The following is a 22081-nucleotide window of genomic DNA, read 5'->3' as shown; positions in this document are numbered from 1 at the left end:
TAGGGAGGAACAAAATCGAAGACGCTAACATAAAAAAGGAGGCGTCGTAAATGAAGAGAAATCTATTTATACTTGTTATTATTCTTTTTCTTTTTCCTTGTACGTTAGGGATGAGTGCATCTTCATCTCAATTAATCGTGCCTTCCTTGGATGAAATGCAACAAGAAGAACAAGTGGCTATTATCGTTTATAGTGATGACGCCGACTTACAAGTAGAAAAGGAGAAGCTCAAAGCACAAGGTGTCGCTATAAGATACATATATAACTATGCCCTTAAAGGGTTTTCTGTTGAAGCAACAAGTGAAAAATTAGCACAAATAGAAGGGAATCAAACAATTAATCACCTGACAACTGTACAAAATTATACTGTGCAAGGGGAGAATGACAATATTCAGCTTATTGGCGGAGAGGCCATCAGAGGTTATTTTGATGATGCTAATCATCGCCTTACTGGAGAAGGGGTGAAGGTTGGCGTCATTGATACGGGCATTGATTATCGTCATCCAGATTTACGCATTAGTTATAGTGGTGGGAAAGACCTTGTGGACCAAGATGACGATCCGATGGAAACAGTGAATATGGGGCGTTTGGACACATTGCACGGTACTCATGTGGCAGGTATCATTGCAGCCAACGGAAAAGTAAAAGGCGTGGCACCAAAAGCAGAGATTATTGCTTATCGTGCCTTAGGACCAGGCGGAAGCGGGACGACAGAGCAAGTGTTACAAGCAATAGAACAAGCGATAAAAGACAAAGTGGATGTTATTAATCTTTCCTTGGGCAATAATGTGAACGGACCGGATCTCCCCATTAGTCTTGCTTTAAATAAGGCAGTCGATAGTGGAATCGTTGCTGTTACATCTTCAGGTAATTCAGGGCCTGGCATATGGAGCGTTGGCTCACCTGGTACGGCTGCCAAAGCCATTTCTGTAGGAGCTTCTACCCCTACATTAAAAGTACCTTATTTACATATTGGTAAAAAAGAAATGAAACTGTACCCAATGCAAGGAACGATACCATGGGATTTGAACAAATCATTTGAATTATATAACGGTGGCATTGGGAAAAAGGAGCAATTAAAAGGGGCTAATGGAAAAGTAGTGATTGTTGAGAGAGGGGAATTAACTTTTACGGAAAAAAGTAAGAATGCCAAGGAAGCGGGCGCAATCGCTTTGCTTATTTACAATAATACATCAGGCACCTTCATGGGTAATTTAGAAGAGATGTTAGATATTCCAGTTGTATCATTAACAAAAGCAGATGGGGAAGCGATCAATCAAGAGCTTTCACAAGCTAAGAGATTATATGGACAAACAGTCATAAAAGAAGAAAAAGACATATTAGCTGAATTTAGTTCAAGAGGTCCGGTGACATCTACTTGGGAAATAAAGCCTGATGTGGTGGCACCAGGAGTAGCCATTAATAGTACGATTCCTGGTGGGTATACACCATTACAAGGAACAAGTATGGCAGCGCCTCATGTGGCAGGGGCGGCTGCTTTGTTAATACAGGCTCATCCTGATTGGCGCCCTGAGCAAGTAAAAGCAGCACTCATGAATACGGCCTTACCTATAGTAAATGAAAATGGCACCCCCTACCGGACCTTTGAACAAGGTGCGGGCCGAATTCAATTGAAGGAAGCATTAAAGACATCCACACTTATCTATCCATCGTCCTTAAAGTTTGGCAAGTTTAAGTTATCAGAACAACATCATGACCATGTAGCTAAAATTACTGTTGAAAATACAACCGATGAAAAACAGTCCTATGCTTTTGAAATTCCGAAAAAACAAAAAGGGATTGAATGGCGTCTGCCATTATCTTTTATGCTTGAGCCTAAAGAGAAGAAAACGATTCGTTTACATATGATTGTTAATCCAAAGGAACTCTCTGAAAAATTGGCAGACGGTACAATCCAGTTGAACAGTAATAAGCAAACGATTCACATCCCTTACTTATACGTATTAGAAGAACCGGATTATCCGCGTGTCATGGGATTTAGTTTTGGGAAAGGCGATAGTATGGAAACGTATCGTTATGAAGTATATTTACCTGGCGGAGCTGAAGAATTTGGGATTGCTTTGTTCGATTCAACTTCATTAACTTTTACAGGAATGCTCGATTGGAAGAAAAATGTAAAGAAGGGTCAGGTGAAAGAGGATTTATTCATAAGCGATTTACCACAGCCTGGATTGTATATTGCAAAAGTATTTGCTCGTAAATCTGGACAAGAAGATTGGATAGAGACCCGTTTGTTTATTGGTACAAATGGGGAATTAGAAATGAAAGGTAATTAAATTGTATAAAAAAATTATAATTGAAAAATAATAGCCAAAAGGAACGCATAATTAGTCTTTTTTTGCAAGAATAATCTAATGAAAATTTTATGAAAAAAGTGTGAACATCCATATTTTGCCCAAAAGAGAACTGGTGAATTTCCCATTAAACGCATTGACATTGACATGCCCCTATTGTATGCTTACAAAGGGTATTATTGATAGGGTTTTCATGAGCAGATTTATAGTTTTATATCATATGAAATAGACGATTTTCATACTGCTTTCCTCAGAAAACCTCTTACCATTCTCGACTGAGAGGATGCGTTTTAATGCGTGATAATGACCTTCGCCCTTTTAAAGCGATGGCACTCATGTCCGCCATTCTTTCCCAATTAGTAGGCGCCATTCTTCTAGGTGTATTTGCTGGGAGATGGTTCGATCGGTTACTAGAGACCGAACCACTGTTTCTAATAATCGGTTTATTACTAGGTTTGACAGTGGGCATTTATGCCATGCTTCGTTTAATCCAACATTTTTTTTCAGGAGAATAAACAAATATGCCGGAAATACAAGAACGATTTAGTAGACAACGTAAATATATGCTTTTCTTGTTGTCATTCTTTGTACTCGGCTGGGGCTTTACGTCTTATCAATCTATCTTTCTTGGCCTGATTTTGGGAACGGTTCTTAGCTTCTTTAATCTTTGGTTAATTGTAAGGAAGATGATTCAGTTCCGAGAAGCAGTAGAGAAAGAACAAAAGGTGCGTTCACTAGGAACGATGTCGCGAATGGCATCTGCCGCATTGGCAGTTATCATTGCGCTTGAGTATCCAGAGTATTTTCACCTTATAAGTGTAGTGTTGGGATTAATGACGTCCTATTTAGTCATTATGATAGATTTTTTTCTTCAATCTTTTCATTTACGTAAAAAGCGGGAAGAGAGGTGAATAATTTATGGATCATGGAGCTCCATTGATAAAATTTATGGGGTTAACCTTCAACTTATCTAATATTTTGATGATAACAGTCGCAAGTGTGATAGTTTTCTTAATTGCTGTCATTTCAACTCGTCGTTTAGCAATGAAGCCGACAGGTATGCAAAACTTTTTTGAATGGGTGATGGACTTCGTTAAGAACATCATCAACAGCAACATGGCATGGAAAGATGGTGGTAGATTCCACGTGCTTGGAATCACGCTCATCATGTACGTTTTTGTATCTAACATGCTAGGACTTCCATTTGCAGTCACCTATAACCACGAGCTATGGTGGAAATCACCAACAGCTGATCCGGTCGTAACGCTTACACTAGCAGCGATGGTGGTAGGTCTTTCACATTATTATGGTGTGAGAGTGAAGGGTTTGAAAGGATATGGGAAAGATTTCTTCAAGCCAATGTGGTTTATGTTCCCATTGAAAATCATTGAAGAGTTTGCCAACACATTAACACTTGGTTTGCGTCTTTACGGTAATATCTATGCAGGGGAAATCCTACTGACATTACTTGCAGGATCACTTGCAACAGGATTCTTAGGACATGCTGTAGCAGTATTACCAACATTGTTATGGATGGGATTCTCCGTATTTATCGGTGCTATCCAAGCATTTATTTTCTGTATGTTAACAATGGTTTATATGTCTCACAAAGTGAGTCACGACCATTAATATATACCTGTTCATTACATGAACAAAACATGTTTGTTAAAAATAATTTTATTCCAAAATTTTAAGGAGGAAACAAATAATGGGTCTTATAGCAGCAGCAATCGCAATTGGTTTAGCAGCACTTGGTGCAGGTATTGGTAACGGATTAATCGTTTCAAAAACAGTTGAAGGTATGGCACGTCAACCAGAAGCTCGTGGTATGCTTCAAACTACTATGTTCATCGGGGTAGCGTTAGTTGAGGCGATTCCGATCATCGGCGTAGTTATCGCATTCATGGTTATCGGTGGCTAATTTTTTGTATTTGTAAAATGGCGAAGATCATCACAAGTGGACCTTCGCCTTTCCTTTATGTGAAAATCAATCGAATGACTTTAAAATAGTTTGACCTTAAGTGAACGTCTCTTGAAGGGAGTGAATCGAGGGTGTTATTAGATAGTTATGTATTAGGTGCATCTGGCGGCTTTAATGGTGGCGACATCGTATTCCAATTGATTATGTTCATCATTTTGTTAGCTTTAATTAAAAAGTTTGCATGGGGCCCACTTATGGGAATCATGAACCAACGTGAAGAACATATCGCTGGTGAAATTGAAGCAGCAGAAGCAAGTCGTGTAGAGGCGAAGAAATTACTAGAAGAGCAAAAACTTCTATTAAAAGAAGCGCGTACAGAAGCGCAAACGTTAATTGAAAGCGCGAAGAAGCAAGGTGAAGCACAACGCGAAGAAATTATTGTTGCAGCACGTGCTGAAGGCGATCGTTTGAAAAATTCTGCAAAACTTGAAATCGAGCAGCAAAAAGAACAAGCTGTATCCGCTATTCGTGAACAAGTTGCTTCATTATCTGTCCTAGTTGCTTCGAAAGTCATTGAGAAGGAATTAAGTGCAGCCGATCAAGAAAAACTAATTAACGAATATATTCAAGAGGCAGGCGAGAAGCAATGACGAGCTCAATAGTGGCAAAACGTTACGCGTTAGCTCTATTCCAGCTTGCGAATGAACATCAGCTTCTTGACCAAATGGAAGATGAGCTTCGTGCAGTGAAAGACGTAGTGAATCATGACTCTGAATTTAAAGCAGTGTTAAAGACTCCTAAGCTCTCTATTCAAAAAAAGAAAGAGATCGTAAAGGAAGCTTTTGCATCTGTTAACACATATGTGATAAACACTTTACTCATCATGGTGGAGCGTCATCGTGAAGATGAAATCACAGGTATGGTCGAGCATTTCTTAGACCTATCAGATGAGCAAAAAGGAATAGCTGAAGCGAAAGTTTACTCTGTTCGTCCTTTAACTGATGAAGAGAGCAAAGCTTTATCTGCAACATTTGCAGCTAAAGTGGGCAAGCAATCACTTCGTATAGAAAATATCGTTGACTCAAATTTATTGGGCGGTGTCAAGCTTCGCATAGGAAACAAGATTTTCGATGGTAGCTTACGTGGCAAGCTAGATAGACTTGAGCGACAATTGTTAGGCTAAGATTCGTAGATAGGGGTGAAACTCATGAGCATCAAAGCTGAAGAAATCAGTGCGCTGATAAAAAAGCAAATTGAAGGTTATCAGTCGGAAATTCAAGTGAGTGATGTCGGTACAGTTATCTCAGTAGGTGATGGTATCGCGCGTGTTCATGGTTTAGATAACGCCATGGCTGGCGAACTTGTTGAATTTTCGAATGGCGTTATGGGTATGGCGCAAAACCTTGAAGAAAGTAACGTCGGTATTGTTATTTTAGGACCATTCACAGAAATCAAAGAAGGCGATGAAGTTCGCCGCACAGGACGCATCATGGAGGTACCAGTAGGTGAAGAACTTATTGGCCGTGTTGTAAATCCTCTTGGACATCCTGTTGATGGAATGGGACCAATCAATACAACTAAAACTCGTCCGATTGAAGGACCGGCTCCAGGTGTTATGGATCGTAAATCTGTACATGAGCCATTACAAACAGGTATTAAAGCGATTGATGCATTAGTGCCAATCGGTCGTGGTCAACGTGAGTTAATCATCGGTGACCGTCAAACAGGTAAAACATCTGTTGCAATCGATACAATTTTGAACCAAGCTGACCAAGATATGATCTGTATCTATGTTGCAATTGGTCAAAAAGAATCGACTGTACGTAATGCAGTTGAAACTTTACGTAAAACAGGTGCGCTAGATTACACGATTGTTGTAACTGCATCTGCATCTCAACCAGCTCCATTACTATACTTAGCACCATATGCTGGGGTAGCAATGGGTGAAGAGTTCATGTATAACGGTAAACATGTATTAGTTGTTTATGATGACTTAACAAAACAAGCATCTGCTTATCGTGAACTTTCATTATTATTACGTCGTCCTCCAGGTCGTGAAGCATATCCAGGGGATGTATTCTACTTGCACAGCCGTCTTCTAGAGCGTGCAGCTAAATTAAGTGACGCAAAAGGTGGCGGTTCAATCACTGCTCTACCTTTCATTGAAACACAAGCAGGTGACGTTTCTGCTTATATTCCAACAAACGTTATTTCGATCACTGACGGACAAATCTTCCTTCAGTCTGACCTATTCTTCTCTGGTGTTCGTCCAGCGATTAACGCAGGTCTTTCTGTATCACGTGTTGGTGGTTCTGCACAAATCAAGGCAATGAAAAAAGTAGCTGGTACATTACGTCTAGACCTTGCTTCATTCCGTGAACTTGAATCATTCTCTCAATTTGGTTCAGATTTAGATGCAGCAACACAAGCGAAGTTAAACCGTGGTACTCGTACAGTTGAGGTTCTTAAACAAGACCTTAATAAACCACTTAAAGTAGAAAAGCAAGTTGCGATTCTTTATGCATTAACTCGTGGTTTCCTTGATGATATTCCAGTTGAAGACATCCGTCGTTTTGAAGAAGAATATCTTACTTGGTTAGATCAAAATCATAAAGAGTTGCTTGACCATATCGCTACAACTCAAGGCCTTCCGGCTGATGAAGATATGGCAGCTGCAATTAACGAATTCAAGAAAACGTTTGTGGTTTCTGAATAATCATTGCAGAGTTAGACAGGATGGGATTGTTGTCCCTTCCTGCCTTTTCATGCATTGTTTTTACAGGATCTAATGATATATAAGGGTTGAGAAGGCCTACGTGCCAACCAATCAAACACACTTAAGTATAAGGGTGGTGAGAACCTGTGGCATCATTACGTGATATAAAGAACCGAATCAATTCTACGAAGAAAACAAGCCAAATTACAAAAGCTATGCAAATGGTATCAGCTTCTAAAATGACTCGTGCGGAAATAAATGCAAAAGCATTTGTCCCTTATATGGAAAAAATCCAAGAGGTAACAGCGTCTATCGCAATTGGTAGTGCAGATGCATCACATCCAATGTTAGTGAGTCGTCCAGTTAAGAAAACGGGTTATGTCGTCATTACATCTGACCGTGGACTAGCTGGCGCATTTAACAGTAGAGTATTAAAAGCGGTTAACCAAACGATTCAACAAAGACATAAGTCTAATGATGAGTTTGTCATTATAGCGATTGGTAGAATGGCTGTTGATTTCTTCAAAGGAAAAGGGATGAATGTGATCGTCGATATCGTCGGCGTAGCAGACCAGCCATCATTTGCTGAAATCAAAGACTTAACAACTAAAACGGTTGGTATGTTCTCTGATGAAACATATGATGAGGTATACATTTATTACAATCACTATGTCAGCGCAATTACGCAAGAAGTAACATCGAAAAAAATCTTACCACTAACAGACATTTCTAGTGGATCAGACCAGTTAACTTCGTATGAATTTGAGCCTTCCGCTGAAGAAATTTTGAAAGTATTGCTACCTCAGTATGCTGAAAGTTTAATTTATGGTGCATTATTAGATAGTAAAGCCAGTGAGCATGCTGCGCGTATGACAGCGATGAAGAATGCAACGGATAATGCGAAAGATCTAATCAATGCATTAGACTTAAGCTATAACCGTGCACGTCAGGCTGCAATTACTCAAGAAATTACTGAAATTGTCGGTGGAGCAGCGGCTCTAGAATAATTAATATAGCATTTCTTATTAGGAGGGAAAAAGATGAACAAAGGACGCGTTCTTCAAGTTATGGGTCCAGTTGTTGACGTAAAGTTCGAAAACGGTCAACTACCTGCAATCTATAACGCATTGCAAATTGATAACACTTCGCGTAACGAATCTGAAGTTGGAATCAACTTAACCCTTGAAGTTGCCCTTCATTTAGGTGATGACACTGTACGTACAATTGCTATGTCTTCAACAGATGGTTTACAACGTGGAACGGAAGTAATAGATACAGGTGCAGCCATCTCTGTACCAGTAGGTGATATCACTCTTGGCCGTGTATTTAACGTACTAGGTAATACAATTGACTTGGATCCAGCAATTAGCGGTGATGCTCGTCGTGACTCTATTCATAGAGAAGCACCTACATTCGAAAAACTTTCTACAGAAGTAGAAATTCTTGAAACAGGAATTAAAGTAGTAGACTTACTTGCTCCTTACATCAAAGGTGGTAAAATCGGTCTATTCGGTGGTGCCGGTGTTGGTAAAACCGTTTTAATTCAAGAGTTAATCAATAACATCGCTCAAGAGCACGGTGGTATCTCTGTATTCGCTGGTGTTGGTGAGCGTACACGTGAAGGTAATGACCTTTACTATGAAATGACTGACTCAGGCGTTATTAAGAAAACAGCGATGGTATTCGGACAAATGAATGAGCCACCTGGAGCACGTATGCGTGTTGCCCTAACTGGTTTAACAATGGCTGAATATTTCCGTGATGAGCAAGGACAAGACGTTCTTTTCTTCATGGATAACATCTTCCGTTTCACGCAAGCAGGTTCTGAGGTATCTGCCCTACTTGGTCGTATGCCATCTGCCGTTGGTTACCAACCAACACTTGCTACTGAAATGGGTAAATTACAAGAGCGTATCACTTCAACGAATGTTGGATCTGTTACATCAATCCAAGCGATTTATGTACCTGCCGATGACTATACTGACCCGGCTCCAGCAACAACATTCGCTCACTTAGATGCGACAACAAACTTAGAGCGTAAATTATCTGAAATGGGTATTTACCCTGCCGTAGATCCATTAGCATCTACATCACGTGCACTTTCACCTGAAACAGTTGGTGAAGAGCATTATGAAGTAGCTCGTACTGTACAACAAACATTACAACGTTACAGAGAGCTTCAAGATATTATCGCAATCCTAGGTATGGACGAGCTTGGAGACGAAGATAAACTTATCGTTGAACGTGCGCGTCGTATCCAATTCTTCTTATCACAAAACTTCCACGTAGCAGAGCAATTTACAGGACAACCAGGTTCTTATGTTCCTGTAAAAGAAACTGTTAAAGGATTTAAAGAAATCCTTGAAGGTAAATATGATCACCTACCAGAAGACGCTTTCCGTCTAGTTGGTCGTATTGAAGAAGTAATTGAAGCTGCTAAAAAAATGGGCGTAGAGGTATAATTTAGGACCAGGAGGGTAAAAAATGAAGACGATTAAAGTCAGTGTTGTTACTCCCGATGGCCCGGTGTATGAATCCGATGTGGAAATGGTAAGTACAAAAGCTGAAAGTGGAGAGCTTGGTATTTTAGCAGGCCACGTCCCTATGGTTGCACCGTTACAAATTGGAGCTGTCCGTCTAAAGAAAGAAAATCAATCTGATTTGGTTGCTGTTAGCGGTGGTTTCCTCGAAGTACGTCCGGACCAAGTAACGATTTTAGCGCAATCTGCGGAACAAGCGACTGATATCGATCTTGATCGTGCCAAACGTGCAAAAGATCGTGCAGAACAACGTTTGAATGAAACAAAGCGTGAAAACGTCGACTTCAAACGTGCAGAACTTGCATTAAAACGTGCGATGAATCGTATCAATGTTTCGGAGAGAAATATATAATCATCACGAAAACGAGCCAAAATGCTGCGACTGAAGCAGCATTTGGCTCGTTTTTTTGTATGTGTAACGTCAATGATGGCAAAGCGCATCCGATTAGTTCGAGACTGCCCATAAGGAAATACCTTTGGTGTGGTCTTTTTCAATGAGTCAAAAAATTGTCCCCAAGTTGAATTCTCGTTTGATTTCCGTTAATCCGTATACCCAGAGATTCGAATGATATTCTCTCAACACTTTAAACATTTATCTTCTCATTTCAAGATTAGTGATAATCTTTTCATGCTTTATTTAGCAGTCATTGATCATTTTTTCAAATAAGATTAAGTAAAAAAGATATATCCTAAACAACTTGTCATATAAATGAGTAAGGGACAGATGGAAATGGTCGGTGGATTATCGACAGAATATGGCAGGGATGTTATAATGTATCCGATTACATTTTAAAAATTATGAATAGTTTCATTATTATGGGGGGATGATATTGGAATTATGGCATCTGTATCAAAATAATTATTTGATAGTCCTTTCTTTTATACTTATCGGTGTGCTCTTACCATTAGTTGCTTTATTTTTCGGGAAATTATTGCGACCGTATCAACCAAATGAAAATAAGTATACGACTTATGAAAGTGGAATTGATCCCTTTCAAGACTCAAGGGTACAATTCACCGTGCGTTATTACATGTTTGCTCTTCTTTTCGTCATTTTTGATGTAGAGACAGTATTTTTATATCCATGGGCCGTAGCATATGAAAAATTAGGCATATTTGCTTTAATAGAGATGCTGATTTTCGTGTTTATGTTAGTGATTGGTTTAATTTATGCTTGGAAAAAGAAGGTGCTGAAATGGATTTAAAATTTGATCAAATGAGTGAAAAAGAAATGGCTGAAATTCAGCGGAATGTATTCATGTCTACATTAGAGCAACTAAAAGGCTGGGCTAGAAGCAATTCATTATGGCCGATGACATTTGGTCTCGCCTGTTGTGCCATTGAAATGATGGGTGTGGGTTCTTCTCACTATGATCTCGATCGTTTTGGCTCTTTTTTTCGAACTTCGCCACGACAATCTGATGTCATGATTGTATCAGGAACCGTTACGAAAAAAATGGCTCCAGTAATCAGACGTCTTTATGATCAAATGCCAGAACCGAAGTGGGTAATTGCAATGGGCTCTTGTGCTACAGCGGGTGGACCATATGTTTATTCTTATTCGGTTGTGAAAGGGGTCGATCAAGTGGTCCCAGTTGATGTATACATACCTGGCTGTCCACCCAATCCTGCTGCACTCATATACGGAGTTAATAAGCTAAAAGCTAAAATCCGTTATGAGGCGAAAACGGGAAAGAGGGTGATTTAATTTGAGTGAAAAGGACAAAGAGCAGTTAAAGAAAGAAGCAGCAGAAAAAGCAAGAGCAGCTGCACAAAGAAAGCGGGAAGAGAGGGAAAAGAAAAAAGAAAAATCGAATGACTCAGCATCCGAAATGCCCCAAACAACAGAAGATGTTACATTTAATCAAGATTTAGAAAAACAAAAAGCAGCCGCCGCCGCCAAGGCAAAAGCCGCCGCATTAGCAAAGAAAAAGGCAAAAGAAGCAGAAGGAACAGAAACAGAGCCAGCAACCAATCAAGATTCAGAAAAACAAAAAGCAGCAGCCGCCGCCAAGGCAAAAGCCGCCGCATTAGCAAAGAAAAAAGCAAAAGAAGCAGAAGGAACAGAAACAGAGCCAGCAACCAATCAAGATTTAGAAAAACAAAAAGCAGCAGCCGCCGCCAAGGCAAAAGCCGCCGCATTAGCAAAGAAAAAAGCAAAGGAAGCAGAAGGAACAGAAACAGAGCCAACATCTAATCAAGACTTAGAAAAACAAAAAGCAATCGCTATCGCCAAAGCAAAAGCCGCCGCAGCAGCGAAACGAAAGGCAAAGAACGCGAATGAAAACGGCGATTCAGAGAAGGCTAAAGCGATCGCAGCCGCCAAAGCGAAGGCAGCTGCAGAAGCAAAGGCAAAAAGGAAAATAACTCAAGCAAAAGAAACAGAAGTTTCAGAACCTATCACACCATCACCTCAACAACCAATCTTAGATCGTTACCTCAACATTGTAATAGAACACTACAAAGATGATATTTTAGAAGATTCCTATATTAATCGTATGAGCAAGCATGTGCCAACTATTGTGGTTAAGCTAGAACATTATTATTCACTAGCCTTATTATTCAAACAACATAGCGGGCTTCATTTTGAATTTTTATCAGAACTACATGGAACTGATTTTGAAACATATATGGAGATTTATGTTCATTTATACTCCTTTAAAAATAAGCAGTCTGTCGCTTTGAAAGTGAAAATGGATCGTGAAAATCCAAGAATTGATTCTATTGCTTCTATATGGCCAGGAGCGAACTGGCCGGAGTGTGAAGCATATGACCTTCTTGGCATTCAATTTACCAATCACCCTGACCTACATCGCATTATGCTTGGGGAAGATTGGATTGGTCATCCTCTCCGCAAGGATTATGAACCTTATGATGTGGAGGTGTAAAAGGCAATGATTAGAACAGAAGAGATGCTATTGAATGTGGGACCACAACATCCCAGTACACATGGTGTTTTTCGCCTTGTTATTAAAATAGATGGAGAAATGATTATTGATGCGAAACCAGTCATCGGTTATCTCCATAGAGGAACAGAAAAAATAGCTGAAAACCTGCAATATACACAAATTATTCCCTATACAGACCGCTTAGATTACTTGGCCGCAATGACAAATAATTATGTGCTTTGCCATGCAGTTGAAACGATGATGGAGCTAGAAATTCCCGAACGAGCGGAGTATCTCCGCATCATCACGATGGAACTAGGTAGAATTGCCAGTCATCTTGTTTGGTGGGGTACATATTTGCTTGATTTAGGAGCGACAAGTCCATTTTTGTACGCTTTTAGAGAAAGAGAAATGATTATCAATTTATTAAATGAAATCTCTGGTGGCCGTCTAACATTTAATTATATGAGAGTAGGCGGAGTGAAGTGGGATGCGCCAGACGGATGGATTGAAAAAGTGAAGGCATTTATCCCTTACATGAGAGAGCAGTTAGCGGGTTACGGAGATCTCGTAACCGGCAATGAAATCTTCCTTAATCGTGTAAAAGGTATTGGGCAATACACCAAAGAAGAGGCAATGGACTATTCCTTAAGTGGAGCAAATTTACGTTGTACTGGGCTCGCATGGGATTTACGGAAAAATGAACCTTATTCCATTTACGACCGTTTTTCTTTTGAAATATGTACAGCAGATACAGGTGATGCATGGGGCAGGTACCAAGTGCGTATCCAAGAAATAGAACAAAGTTTACGGATACTCGAGCAAGCGGTGGAGCAATTTCCTAAAACAGGTGAGGTCATGGGTAAGGTTCCTAAAGTGATTAAACCGCCTAAAGGAGAAACATTTGTACGCATTGAGTCTCCACGAGGGGAAATCGGTTGTTATATTGCCAGTGAAGGTAAGAAAGAGCCATATCGTCTGAAATTCAGGCGGCCGTCTTTTTATAACCTGCAAATCTTACCGAAGCTACTAGTTGGTCAGAATATGGCTAATTTAATCGCGATCCTTGGCGCAATTGATATCGTGCTTGGGGAGGTGGATGGGTAATGATCGAGGGATTATTAACTTCTGAAGCGACATGGCTTCATTTCTTCATTTATTTTGCATTAACACTGCTGCTGTTACTTATTGTTCTAGGATTTGTCACCTATGCCATTTTAGCAGAAAGAAAGGTTATGGGCTTTATGCAACTGCGGCATGGTCCTAACCAAGTAGGAGGAAGATGGGGGCTATTACAAACAGTTGCAGATGTCTTGAAGCTGCTGATTAAGGAAGATGCCATCCCGCGGGCAGCTGATAAACCATTATTTATTCTTGCGCCGGTAATTGCATTTACACCTGCTTTTATGGTCTTAGCAATTATTCCATTCACTGATCGATTTCAATTCGCTGATATCGGTGTGGGTTTGCTTTATTATATTGCTGTCTCTGGTATTACGACTGTTGGAATTGTGACCGCAGGGTGGGCTTCAAATAATAAATATGCCTTAATGGGGGCAATGAGGGCAGCCGCACAGATGATATCTTATGAGATTCCACTAGTGATGTCGGTGATTGGTGTCATTCTCCTGACAGGAAGTATGAATTTAAATGATATTGTGTTAGCACAAGAAAGCGGCTGGTATATTCTTTGGCAACCGATTGCCTTTATCGTCTTCTTTATTGCAGCGGTAGCTGAATTGAATCGCGTGCCGTTTGATTTGGCTGAAGCGGAGTCGGAACTTGTTGCAGGTTATTTTGTTGAGTATACCGGTTTCCGTTGGGCGTTCTTTATGTTAGCTGAGTATGTGTATATGTTCGCAATGTCAGCGTTAATAACTGTCGTCTTCTTAGGTGGTTGGCTACCATTACCTTATTTAGGGTTTATACCGGGAGCCGTTTGGTTTGCGCTTAAATTTATGGTTGTTATCTTTCTGCTCATTTGGTTCCGTGTTACTTTCCCAAGAATACGTGCCGACCAACTAATGGAGTTCGGCTGGAAGGTATTATTACCAGTGGCGATTGCGAATATCTTCCTCACTGCATTATTAAAAGAATGGATCAATCTATTTTAAAGGGGTGACAAAGGTATGTTTGGATTAGCAAAAGGATTGAAATACACATTGAAAAATATGACGCGCAAGAAACTAACCTATGATTATCCTAATGAACCCTTACCACTTCCCGATCGCTTTAGGGGAATTCAAAAATTTTACCCAGAAAAATGCATCGTCTGTAATCAATGTGCCAATATTTGTCCGACAGATTGCATTACACTCACGGGGAAAAAGCATCCAGATTCTAGTAAGCGGGGAAAAATTATTGATACGTATGATATAAATTTTGAAATTTGTATCCTATGTGATTTATGTACGGAAGTTTGTCCTACAGAGGCAATCATTATGACAAATCAATTTGAACTCGCAGAATATAGTCGTGATGAATTATTTAAAGATCTTGTGTGGCTGGATGAAAATGATACCCAATTACGAAGGGAGAATAAGGCATGAGCGGCGAGTTTTTCATATTTATTGTTTTATCACTCATCGCTATAGGCGGTGGGATCATGATGATTAACTTAACGAAGGTTGTTCATATGGTCGTCGCTCTCGTCTTTACTTTCATTAGTATTGCTGGCATTTACGTCATGCTTTCTGCAGAGTTTATTGCTGTTGTTCAAATCCTCATCTATTCAGGTGCGATCACCATTATGATGCTTTTTGGCATTATGTTAACGCGTCATAATGACCAGAGCGAGACGAGTGGAGGAGGCTTGAGAAAATTTCTTATCTTTCTAGCCATCCTTGGGTTCGGGCTCGTCTTTTACTTAGGTATATACCAGCTTGAACTAGGGGAACCATCCACTTCATTGCATGAAAATAATACAGAGCAAATAGGGATTGCCCTTTATTCGAAATATATTATTCCTTTTGAATTAACCTCGGTTATTTTACTCGTCGCTCTTATTGGTGCGATAGTGTTAGCGAAACGGGATGATGAGGAGGGGGAAGAACGTGAGTAGTGTGCCGTTATCTGCCTATTTAACACTAGCCATTATCCTCTTTTGTATCGGGTTATACGGGGCATTAACGAAGAAAAATACCGTTATTGTTCTTATTGCCATTGAATTAATGTTAAATGCGGTTAATATTAACCTCGTTGCTTTTAGTAAGTATGGCATGATGCCTTCAATAGATGGTCAAATATTTGCCCTTTTTGCTATTGCCGTTGCTGCGGCTGAGGCGGCAGTAGGACTCGCTATCCTCATAGCTATCTATCGAAATCGTAAATCTGTCAATGTAGATGATTACAACTCTTTGAAAAATTAGCTTGAATGAACATACGTCATTCGTATGAATAAAAGGGGACATGAAGAAATGATGGAGATTGCATGGATCATACCGCTTTTTCCGCTTTTCTCCTTCTTAGTGCTTCTTATTTTTGGAAGGAAGTGGCGGAGAGGGCAAATTGATTTCGCAGTAATTCTTTCCTTGGTTAGTTTTATATGTGCTTTGCTGGTTTTATTTGCGCGTTTCACGCAGGAAAATGTAAAGGTAGAGTTCACATGGCTAACCATAGGGGAAACGCAATTAACGGCAGGTTTTGAGGTCAATCAATTAAATGCACTTATGCTTGTCATTGTCTCGCTCGTTAGCTTCCTCGTACATATGTATTCAAAGGCATATATGGAAGGAGATGAGCGCATAACAGTATTTTTCGCCTACTTAGGTCTGTTCACCTTTGCGATGCTTGGACTTGTTCTTTCTCCGAATCTATTACAAACATATATATTCTGGGAGCTCGTGGGTGTCGGCTCATTTCTATTGATCGGTTTTTATTTTTATAAAGAAGAGGCAAAGGCAGCTGCCAAGAAAGCATTTATCATGACGCGAATTGGTGATGTCGGCCTTCTCATTGGCATGATTCTGCTCTTTTGGCAAGTAGGGAGCTTTGAATATGATGAGATTTTTGCTGTTATCTCAGCGGGGGATCTATCAGAAACGATGGCTACCTTAACAGCTATTCTGATCTTTATCGGAGCCGTTGGGAAGTCTGGTCAGTTCCCGATGCATTCGTGGTTACCTGATGCGATGGAAGGACCCACGCCTGTATCCGCATTAATTCATGCGGCCACAATGGTAGCAGCTGGTGTTTACCTGGTCGCAGCGCTTTATCCGTTATTCGCCTTTAGTGAGGTGGCCATGCTTACCATTGCCATTGTTGGTGGTTTTACCGCCATTTTTGCTGCAACGATTGGGATGACGCAAAGAGATATTAAAAGAGCTTTAGCGTATTCTACTGTAAGTCAGCTAGGTTATATGATGCTTGCATTAGGTGTGGGAGGTTACGTGGCAGGTGTATTCCATTTAACAACACACGCCTTTTTTAAAGCACTATTGTTTTTAGCTGCTGGTAGTGTTATCCATGCTGTTCATACGCAGGATATTGAGAAAATGGGTGGCTTATGGAAGAAGATGAAGTGGACTGCACCGCTCTTTCTAATTGGGACAATGGCGATTAGTGGAGTGCCTTTATTATCAGGTTTTTTTAGTAAAGAAGAAATCTTAGTGTCTGCCTGGGTGAGTGGTCACTATTTATTATTCACACTTGCAATCATCGCTGCTTTCTTTACAGCATTTTATATGTTTCGCTTATTCTTCTTAGTATTCGGTGGAGAAGAAAAGAAAGAGCAATCAGCGGTAAAAGAATCATCCAATTGGATGACCGTTCCCATGCTTGTCCTTGCTTTGTTAGCGATTGTTGCTGGCTATATCCAAACCCCTTGGTTCGGAACATTTTTAGGAGATTGGTTAACAACGGGGATCGCTGCAAATGTGCATAGTCATCTCGATGGTCCGCTTTGGGTGATGGTTGTAGCGACGGTGGTAACATTCTTAGGTATCTTGCTTGCTTGGTTGATGTATAGTAAGAAAGTTCTTTCCCGGGATTGGTTTACATCAAGAGCTCCTTATACGTATCAGCTTGTAATAAATAAATATTATATCGATGAAGTTTATCAGTATATCTTTGTTAAAGGTAGCCGCTTCGTTAGTCAAATACTACATTTCGTGGAGGTTTATTTGATTGAAGGACTCATTTCTCTCGTAACCATCACAATGAGACAGTTAAGCATAATCGGTTCAAAGTTTCAAAATGGGCAGACTCAATTATATGGAACGGTTGCTTTTATTGGGTTAGCTATTCTGATCGTCGTGTTTGCATTGACAGGAGGTGGCTTCTAGTGGGATTTCCGTTTATATTGACCATTATTGTATTTGCGCCCCTTCTTGGTGTCTTATTATTAACACTTGTTGCAAAAACGAAGGAAAAAACGATTAAAACAGTCGCGATCCTTAGTACCCTTCCTTCTCTTTTTCTATCAATCTACTTAATTATCTCTTCTAAGATGGGTGTAGAGTTAGTGAGTTACTCTGGGAAATTAAGTTGGATGCAATTTGGTAATCCCGAAGTCTTTGGCAAATTATACAGTATTGATTATGAATTAGGAGTAGATGGTTTTTCTCTTATCCTTTTGTTATTAACTGCCTTACTCTCAACGTTAGCCGCGTTTGCTTCCTTTCAGATCAAAGCAGGGTGGAAAGGGTATTACATGCTGTTTCTATTATTAGAAGTCGGCATGCTCGGGGTGTTTGCTGCTGAGAACTTAATTTTATTCTTTATCTTTTTTGAAGTGACATTAGTGGCAACCTTCTTTTTAATAGGTAAATGGGGGTTATATGAAAAAGAACGTACAGCCTTCTCATTGCTCATTTATAACGGGATGGGATCAGCGATTCTTTTAGTTGTCATCATGGTATTGTTTGCCAAAACAGGTACAGCAAATATCGATGCCTTAATGTCCATTTTAAGTGCGGATGACGGAACGGTTTTTTCGTCAAAAGTGAAAACAGGTTTGCTAATTGCCTTATTCATTGCCTTTGGTATTAAGCTTCCTATTTGGCCGTTTCACAGCTGGATGGTTAAAGTTCATTCTGAAGCGCCAGCAGCCATTGTTATGCTTCATGCGGGTGTACTGTTGAAAATTGGCGCCTATGGTCTCATCCATTTTGGTTTAGGCTTCTTCCCTAAGCAGTTTGAGTCGCTCACATTATGGCTGGCGATACTCGGTGTAATCAACTTGCTTTATGGGGCATTCTTAGCATTATCCCAACAAGAACTGAGAAAGATTTTAGCTTACTCATCGATTTCGCATATGGGTATTGTGCTGATCGGTTTGGCTGCCTTAAATGAAGCGGGGATACAAGGAGCGATGTTTCAAGTGGTCTCGCATGGTTTAATTGCCGCCTTGTTCTTCTATCTTATCGGCATCTTTTACGAGAGATATCAATCTACTTCCATGGCTGATTTAAATGGCTTAGCGAAAACGATGCCAATCGCGTCAGGCTTTTTGTTAGTAGCAGGTCTCGCTTCATTAGGTTTACCCGGTATGTCAGGGTTTGTCGCAGAGTTTCTCGCTTTTCTAGGTCTATTTCAAGAATGGCCAGTGATTGCCGTAATCGCCTGTTTAGGCATTATCTTGACGGCGGTATATATATTACGAGCAGTGCTTGGGATAACTTTTGGCCAACAAGAGAAGGCAAAAATGGTAAGAGATATGACGGCATTCGAAATTTGGCCAGCGATTATTTTGCTTTTATGTATTGTTGGTATTGGTGTTTATCCGGATATTCTCAGTTCAACTTTAAAATCAATCATCATTGGATTAGGGGGGTGAAGTAAGAATGGATCTTGATACGTTATTATCATTTAGTTGGCATGCGATGGGTCCAGAATTCATTATTCTTGGTACCGCTACGCTATTATCTCTTTTAGATTTATTCCTACCGAGGTCTTTTCATCGGAAATGGCTTGGTTGGCTTAGTGTAGCGAGTATCGTTGCAGCTATAGTCTTTTTACTTACACTCATAGGGGACACACCTTTTGCAATCCTCTATGACACCTTCCGTTTAGATTCTTTTGCGATTGCTTTTAAGTTGGTGTTACTAGTTGCAGCCGGCTTTGTATTGTTGTTAGCTATCTCATATGAACCGAAAGAAAAATTAACGGAGTTCAGGGGAGAGTTTTTCTATTTATTTTTAGTGGCATTACTTGGCGCGATGATTATGTCATCCAGTGGTGATTTAATTACTCTTTTTGTAGGTTTAGAGCTGATGACCTTATCATCCTATATATTAGTGGGGATAAGAAAGAAGCATCTCCCTTCAAACGAGTCAGCAATGAAATATGTTATTAATGGTGGAATTGCCACAGCTATTACCTTGTTCGGCATGAGTTATTTATATGGGGTTGCTGGGACCACCAATCTTTTAGAAATGGCTGAAAGGCTTCAAGAGTTAACGAATACTCAGCATCTATTTTTATTAGCACTTGCTTTTCTGATGATTTTAGTTGGGTTATCATTTAAAATCGCTGCGGCACCTTTTCATATGTGGACGCCAGATGTTTATGAAGGAGCCCCGATACCAGTTACCGCTTTCTTGAGTATTATTTCAAAAGCAGCAGGGTTTATTTTAATCATTCGAATGTTCATCACGGTTTTTTATCATATTCCTGATGTGAGTAACAATTCCTCTTTATTAATGGCGCTGCAAAGCTTTTTAGCTGTTCTTGCTGCAGTGACAATGATATGGGGAAATATAGTGGCACTAAGGCAAACGAAGATTAAGCGGATGCTTGCCTATTCAAGCGTTGCGCATGCTGGTTATTTATTAGTTGCGGTAACAGCCTTCTCTGCCTTTATGGTAGAGACGATTTGGTTTTATTTAACCGCCTATTTATTTATGACAATCGCTGTTTTTTCCTTATTACAATTAATGAATATTGAAGAGGTAAAGCAATTGTCTGGGCTTTCCAAACGTGCTCCTCTTTTAGCTGTTGCCCTCGCACTTACAATGCTAGGGTTAGCGGGGATACCAGGAACATCAGGGTTTATCGGCAAGCTGAATATTTTTCTCGGTGCATTAAGCACAGAACCGACACATTATCTATTAGCTGCCATATTAATCGCCACTACGGTGATATCTTATATATATTATTTTAAGTTGATTATTTACGCCTTTTTCCGAGAAGCGAATCGTACTTTTCAAATGAGTGGAAAGAAGATGAATGGTGTTATCATTAGTATTTGCGTGCTGATGACCGTATTACTTGGGGTTTTTCCACAATTAGCTTATGATTTCCTCCATCAAAATTTTTTATCATTTTATGATTTCTTACAGTAGAAACGGGTATAGAAGAAGGGAGATCCTTCTTCTTTTTTATTTTTGGAGAGCAAAGGGCTCATAGTAAAGTAAATTTTGGAAAAATAAATTTATGTGAAACGAAAAGTGAAACAAAAACGTCAATTGTTAAGAGGGTGTATGCTATCTTTCTGAAGGCGATTTGAGTTAAAATAAATGGTGTAGTTTTTGATTGAAGGAGTGGGTCATGTGATCTCTGGATTTGGCCAACAGGCATTGGTAAGTATTATTGTACATTTAATATTTATTGCCGTAGCTTGGTATGCTTTGCAAGCGATTAAAATTGATACGTGGATCAAGGCAAATCATGTTTTGCAAGCAAGGGTATTATATGTAATGTTGTCGATTGCACTAGGATCGATTGTCGGTAATTTTGTGCTTGATTATCTTCTTTGGTCTCAACAACTTCCATTTATTTTGCAATAATCATTTTGTCAAAAAATAGTCCTCAAATATAGGTCTTCGTACATGTTTTCATTTGTTTAAAGTTTGAGTACAATGCATGATGTTGCTATTAATTTTCCTACAACTATACATATGATTTGATTTAATCTTCACTCAATTAGTGGATGTCAAAATGTGACGATAATTCCCAAGTATGCCGTTCTCTCCTTTGGTAACAATGGTAATAAGGGAGGGAGTTTAAATGAAGAAGTATTCATTTATATTTTCTATAATGGGAATTGTCGGGTTAGTTTGGATTATTTTCGGCAATCATTCGGATGCAGCATCTATAGAAGAGCTTTCACTATTACAAATCGCTCAAACTGTACAGGACGAGAATATTTTGATTCAAGAATGGTCAGTTCATGCAAGGGAAAACTTGGAAAACTTACAAACCTTTGCTGAAGTAAAAGCATATACTGAAGACATGAAAAAGAGTTTTACAGACTGGAATTGGTCTGTGACAAAGGAATCTCAAGAAAGATATGAAGTCATCGGTACGCTTAAAAAAAATGATCTGACTGAAACGATAAAAATACTTTCAACCGACACAAAAGACAATGTACAAACGTATGTCATTTATGAGGCGAAAGGTGCTGGCTACAAAGGCAGTATCCAGGAAAGTATCGGGGAATATATGAAAAGTCAGATGTCTGACATTTTTACTAAAAAACCCAATATTTTCTCTTGTATCATTGGTCATTATGATGGTAATATGAGGGAGTCTATGCTTGAACAAATGAATGGATTATTGTCTACATTTAATGCGAAAGAAATAGAAGCGTTAGAAGAAGAACAATTTATCTCGACATCGGCATACTCACCCATGTTCAAAGAGTCTGTTACAACGGATGGCAAAGATATGAATTTACAAATTGGCTTAAGAAAAGAAGGGTTGGGCGCTAAGACAACTATTGTTATCGGCACACCCATCATAACGATTGAATATTAATATAG

At 39.6% G+C, this 22081-nt stretch carries 24 protein-coding genes; all 24 read left to right on the top strand.

The window, feature by feature from the left end; genetic code table 11:
- Window positions 1–50: 50 nt before the first annotated feature.
- The 24 genes from MHH73_RS20925 (at window position 51) to MHH73_RS20810 (ending at window position 22076) form a co-directional block, all read left to right on the top strand.
- Window positions 51–2297 (top strand): S8 family serine peptidase, encoded by a 2247-nt coding sequence (locus MHH73_RS20925; protein WP_341069222.1) that lies wholly within the window; start codon window positions 51–53, stop codon window positions 2295–2297.
- Window positions 2298–2608: 311 nt separating this feature from the next.
- Complete coding sequence (locus MHH73_RS20920; protein WP_191816228.1) at window positions 2609–2830, top strand: AtpZ/AtpI family protein; 222 nt, start codon at window positions 2609–2611, stop codon at window positions 2828–2830.
- A gap of 6 nt (window positions 2831–2836) precedes the next feature.
- Window positions 2837–3226, top strand: a complete 390-nt coding sequence (locus MHH73_RS20915) for an ATP synthase subunit I (RefSeq protein WP_191816226.1) — start codon at window positions 2837–2839, stop codon at window positions 3224–3226.
- A 7-nt stretch (window positions 3227–3233) separates the two neighbouring features.
- Window positions 3234–3944 carry a F0F1 ATP synthase subunit A gene (atpB, locus tag MHH73_RS20910; RefSeq protein WP_191816224.1) on the top strand — a complete coding sequence of 237 codons (711 nt, stop codon included), beginning with the start codon at window positions 3234–3236 and terminating at the stop codon, window positions 3942–3944.
- A gap of 79 nt (window positions 3945–4023) precedes the next feature.
- Window positions 4024–4236: a F0F1 ATP synthase subunit C gene (gene atpE / locus MHH73_RS20905; protein WP_095371589.1), complete on the top strand. Its 213-nt coding sequence runs from the start codon at window positions 4024–4026 to the stop codon at window positions 4234–4236.
- A gap of 131 nt (window positions 4237–4367) precedes the next feature.
- On the top strand, window positions 4368–4886 hold the full coding sequence (locus MHH73_RS20900) for a F0F1 ATP synthase subunit B (RefSeq protein WP_224936757.1): 519 nt from the start codon (window positions 4368–4370) through the stop codon (window positions 4884–4886).
- Window positions 4883–5419, top strand: a complete 537-nt coding sequence (locus MHH73_RS20895; protein ID WP_191816220.1) for a F0F1 ATP synthase subunit delta — start codon at window positions 4883–4885, stop codon at window positions 5417–5419. The genes MHH73_RS20900 and MHH73_RS20895 overlap by 4 nt, the downstream gene beginning before the upstream one ends.
- A gap of 24 nt (window positions 5420–5443) precedes the next feature.
- Window positions 5444–6952: a F0F1 ATP synthase subunit alpha gene (gene atpA / locus MHH73_RS20890; RefSeq protein WP_191816218.1), complete on the top strand. Its 1509-nt coding sequence runs from the start codon at window positions 5444–5446 to the stop codon at window positions 6950–6952.
- A 146-nt stretch (window positions 6953–7098) separates the two neighbouring features.
- Window positions 7099–7959 (top strand): F0F1 ATP synthase subunit gamma, encoded by an 861-nt coding sequence (locus MHH73_RS20885; RefSeq protein ID WP_191816216.1) that lies wholly within the window; start codon window positions 7099–7101, stop codon window positions 7957–7959.
- A gap of 33 nt (window positions 7960–7992) precedes the next feature.
- Window positions 7993–9414 (top strand): F0F1 ATP synthase subunit beta, encoded by a 1422-nt coding sequence (gene atpD / locus MHH73_RS20880; RefSeq protein ID WP_191816214.1) that lies wholly within the window; start codon window positions 7993–7995, stop codon window positions 9412–9414.
- 22 nt (window positions 9415–9436) lie between these two features.
- Window positions 9437–9844 carry a F0F1 ATP synthase subunit epsilon gene (locus tag MHH73_RS20875; protein WP_224936753.1) on the top strand — a complete coding sequence of 136 codons (408 nt, stop codon included), beginning with the start codon at window positions 9437–9439 and terminating at the stop codon, window positions 9842–9844.
- 478 nt (window positions 9845–10322) lie between these two features.
- On the top strand, window positions 10323–10697 hold the full coding sequence (locus tag MHH73_RS20870) for an NADH-quinone oxidoreductase subunit A (protein ID WP_318245510.1): 375 nt from the start codon (window positions 10323–10325) through the stop codon (window positions 10695–10697).
- Entirely contained in the window at window positions 10688–11200 is a 513-nt protein-coding gene (locus MHH73_RS20865) for a NuoB/complex I 20 kDa subunit family protein (protein WP_191816208.1), read from the top strand. The genes MHH73_RS20870 and MHH73_RS20865 overlap by 10 nt, the downstream gene beginning before the upstream one ends.
- Before the next feature lies 1 nt (window position 11201).
- Window positions 11202–12380 carry an NADH-quinone oxidoreductase subunit C gene (locus tag MHH73_RS20860; protein WP_341069209.1) on the top strand — a complete coding sequence of 393 codons (1179 nt, stop codon included), beginning with the start codon at window positions 11202–11204 and terminating at the stop codon, window positions 12378–12380.
- A gap of 6 nt (window positions 12381–12386) precedes the next feature.
- Complete coding sequence (locus MHH73_RS20855) at window positions 12387–13487, top strand: NADH-quinone oxidoreductase subunit D (RefSeq protein ID WP_341069207.1); 1101 nt, start codon at window positions 12387–12389, stop codon at window positions 13485–13487.
- A complete protein-coding gene (nuoH, locus tag MHH73_RS20850) occupies window positions 13487–14494 on the top strand; it encodes an NADH-quinone oxidoreductase subunit NuoH (protein ID WP_191816202.1) in 1008 nt (335 codons plus the stop codon). The genes MHH73_RS20855 and nuoH overlap by 1 nt, the downstream gene beginning before the upstream one ends.
- A 15-nt stretch (window positions 14495–14509) precedes the next feature.
- Window positions 14510–14929 carry an NADH-quinone oxidoreductase subunit NuoI gene (gene nuoI / locus MHH73_RS20845; RefSeq protein WP_191816200.1) on the top strand — a complete coding sequence of 140 codons (420 nt, stop codon included), beginning with the start codon at window positions 14510–14512 and terminating at the stop codon, window positions 14927–14929.
- Window positions 14926–15441, top strand: a complete 516-nt coding sequence (locus MHH73_RS20840; protein ID WP_191816198.1) for an NADH-quinone oxidoreductase subunit J — start codon at window positions 14926–14928, stop codon at window positions 15439–15441. The genes nuoI and MHH73_RS20840 overlap by 4 nt, the downstream gene beginning before the upstream one ends.
- On the top strand, window positions 15434–15748 hold the full coding sequence (gene nuoK / locus MHH73_RS20835; protein ID WP_095371603.1) for an NADH-quinone oxidoreductase subunit NuoK: 315 nt from the start codon (window positions 15434–15436) through the stop codon (window positions 15746–15748). The genes MHH73_RS20840 and nuoK overlap by 8 nt, the downstream gene beginning before the upstream one ends.
- A 48-nt stretch (window positions 15749–15796) precedes the next feature.
- Window positions 15797–17662: an NADH-quinone oxidoreductase subunit L gene (gene nuoL / locus MHH73_RS20830; protein WP_341069202.1), complete on the top strand. Its 1866-nt coding sequence runs from the start codon at window positions 15797–15799 to the stop codon at window positions 17660–17662.
- Window positions 17662–19155, top strand: a complete 1494-nt coding sequence (locus tag MHH73_RS20825) for a complex I subunit 4 family protein (protein ID WP_341069199.1) — start codon at window positions 17662–17664, stop codon at window positions 19153–19155. Before nuoL ends, MHH73_RS20825 begins: the two co-directional genes overlap by 1 nt.
- A 7-nt stretch (window positions 19156–19162) precedes the next feature.
- Window positions 19163–20662: an NADH-quinone oxidoreductase subunit NuoN gene (gene nuoN / locus MHH73_RS20820; RefSeq protein WP_191816192.1), complete on the top strand. Its 1500-nt coding sequence runs from the start codon at window positions 19163–19165 to the stop codon at window positions 20660–20662.
- Window positions 20663–20869: 207 nt separating this feature from the next.
- A complete protein-coding gene (locus tag MHH73_RS20815; protein ID WP_191816415.1) occupies window positions 20870–21106 on the top strand; it encodes a DUF1146 family protein in 237 nt (78 codons plus the stop codon).
- Window positions 21107–21326: 220 nt separating this feature from the next.
- Window positions 21327–22076, top strand: a complete 750-nt coding sequence (locus MHH73_RS20810) for a YwmB family TATA-box binding protein (protein WP_191816190.1) — start codon at window positions 21327–21329, stop codon at window positions 22074–22076.
- Window positions 22077–22081 lie beyond the last annotated feature (5 nt).

The sequence above is a fragment of the Cytobacillus sp. FSL K6-0265 genome (assembly GCF_038003465.1).
GTDB classification, from domain to species: domain Bacteria; phylum Bacillota; class Bacilli; order Bacillales; family Cytobacillaceae; genus Cytobacillus; species Cytobacillus stercorigallinarum.
The sequence above is the reverse complement of the archived record's forward strand: the minus strand, read 5'-3'. Positions and strand labels throughout refer to the sequence as shown.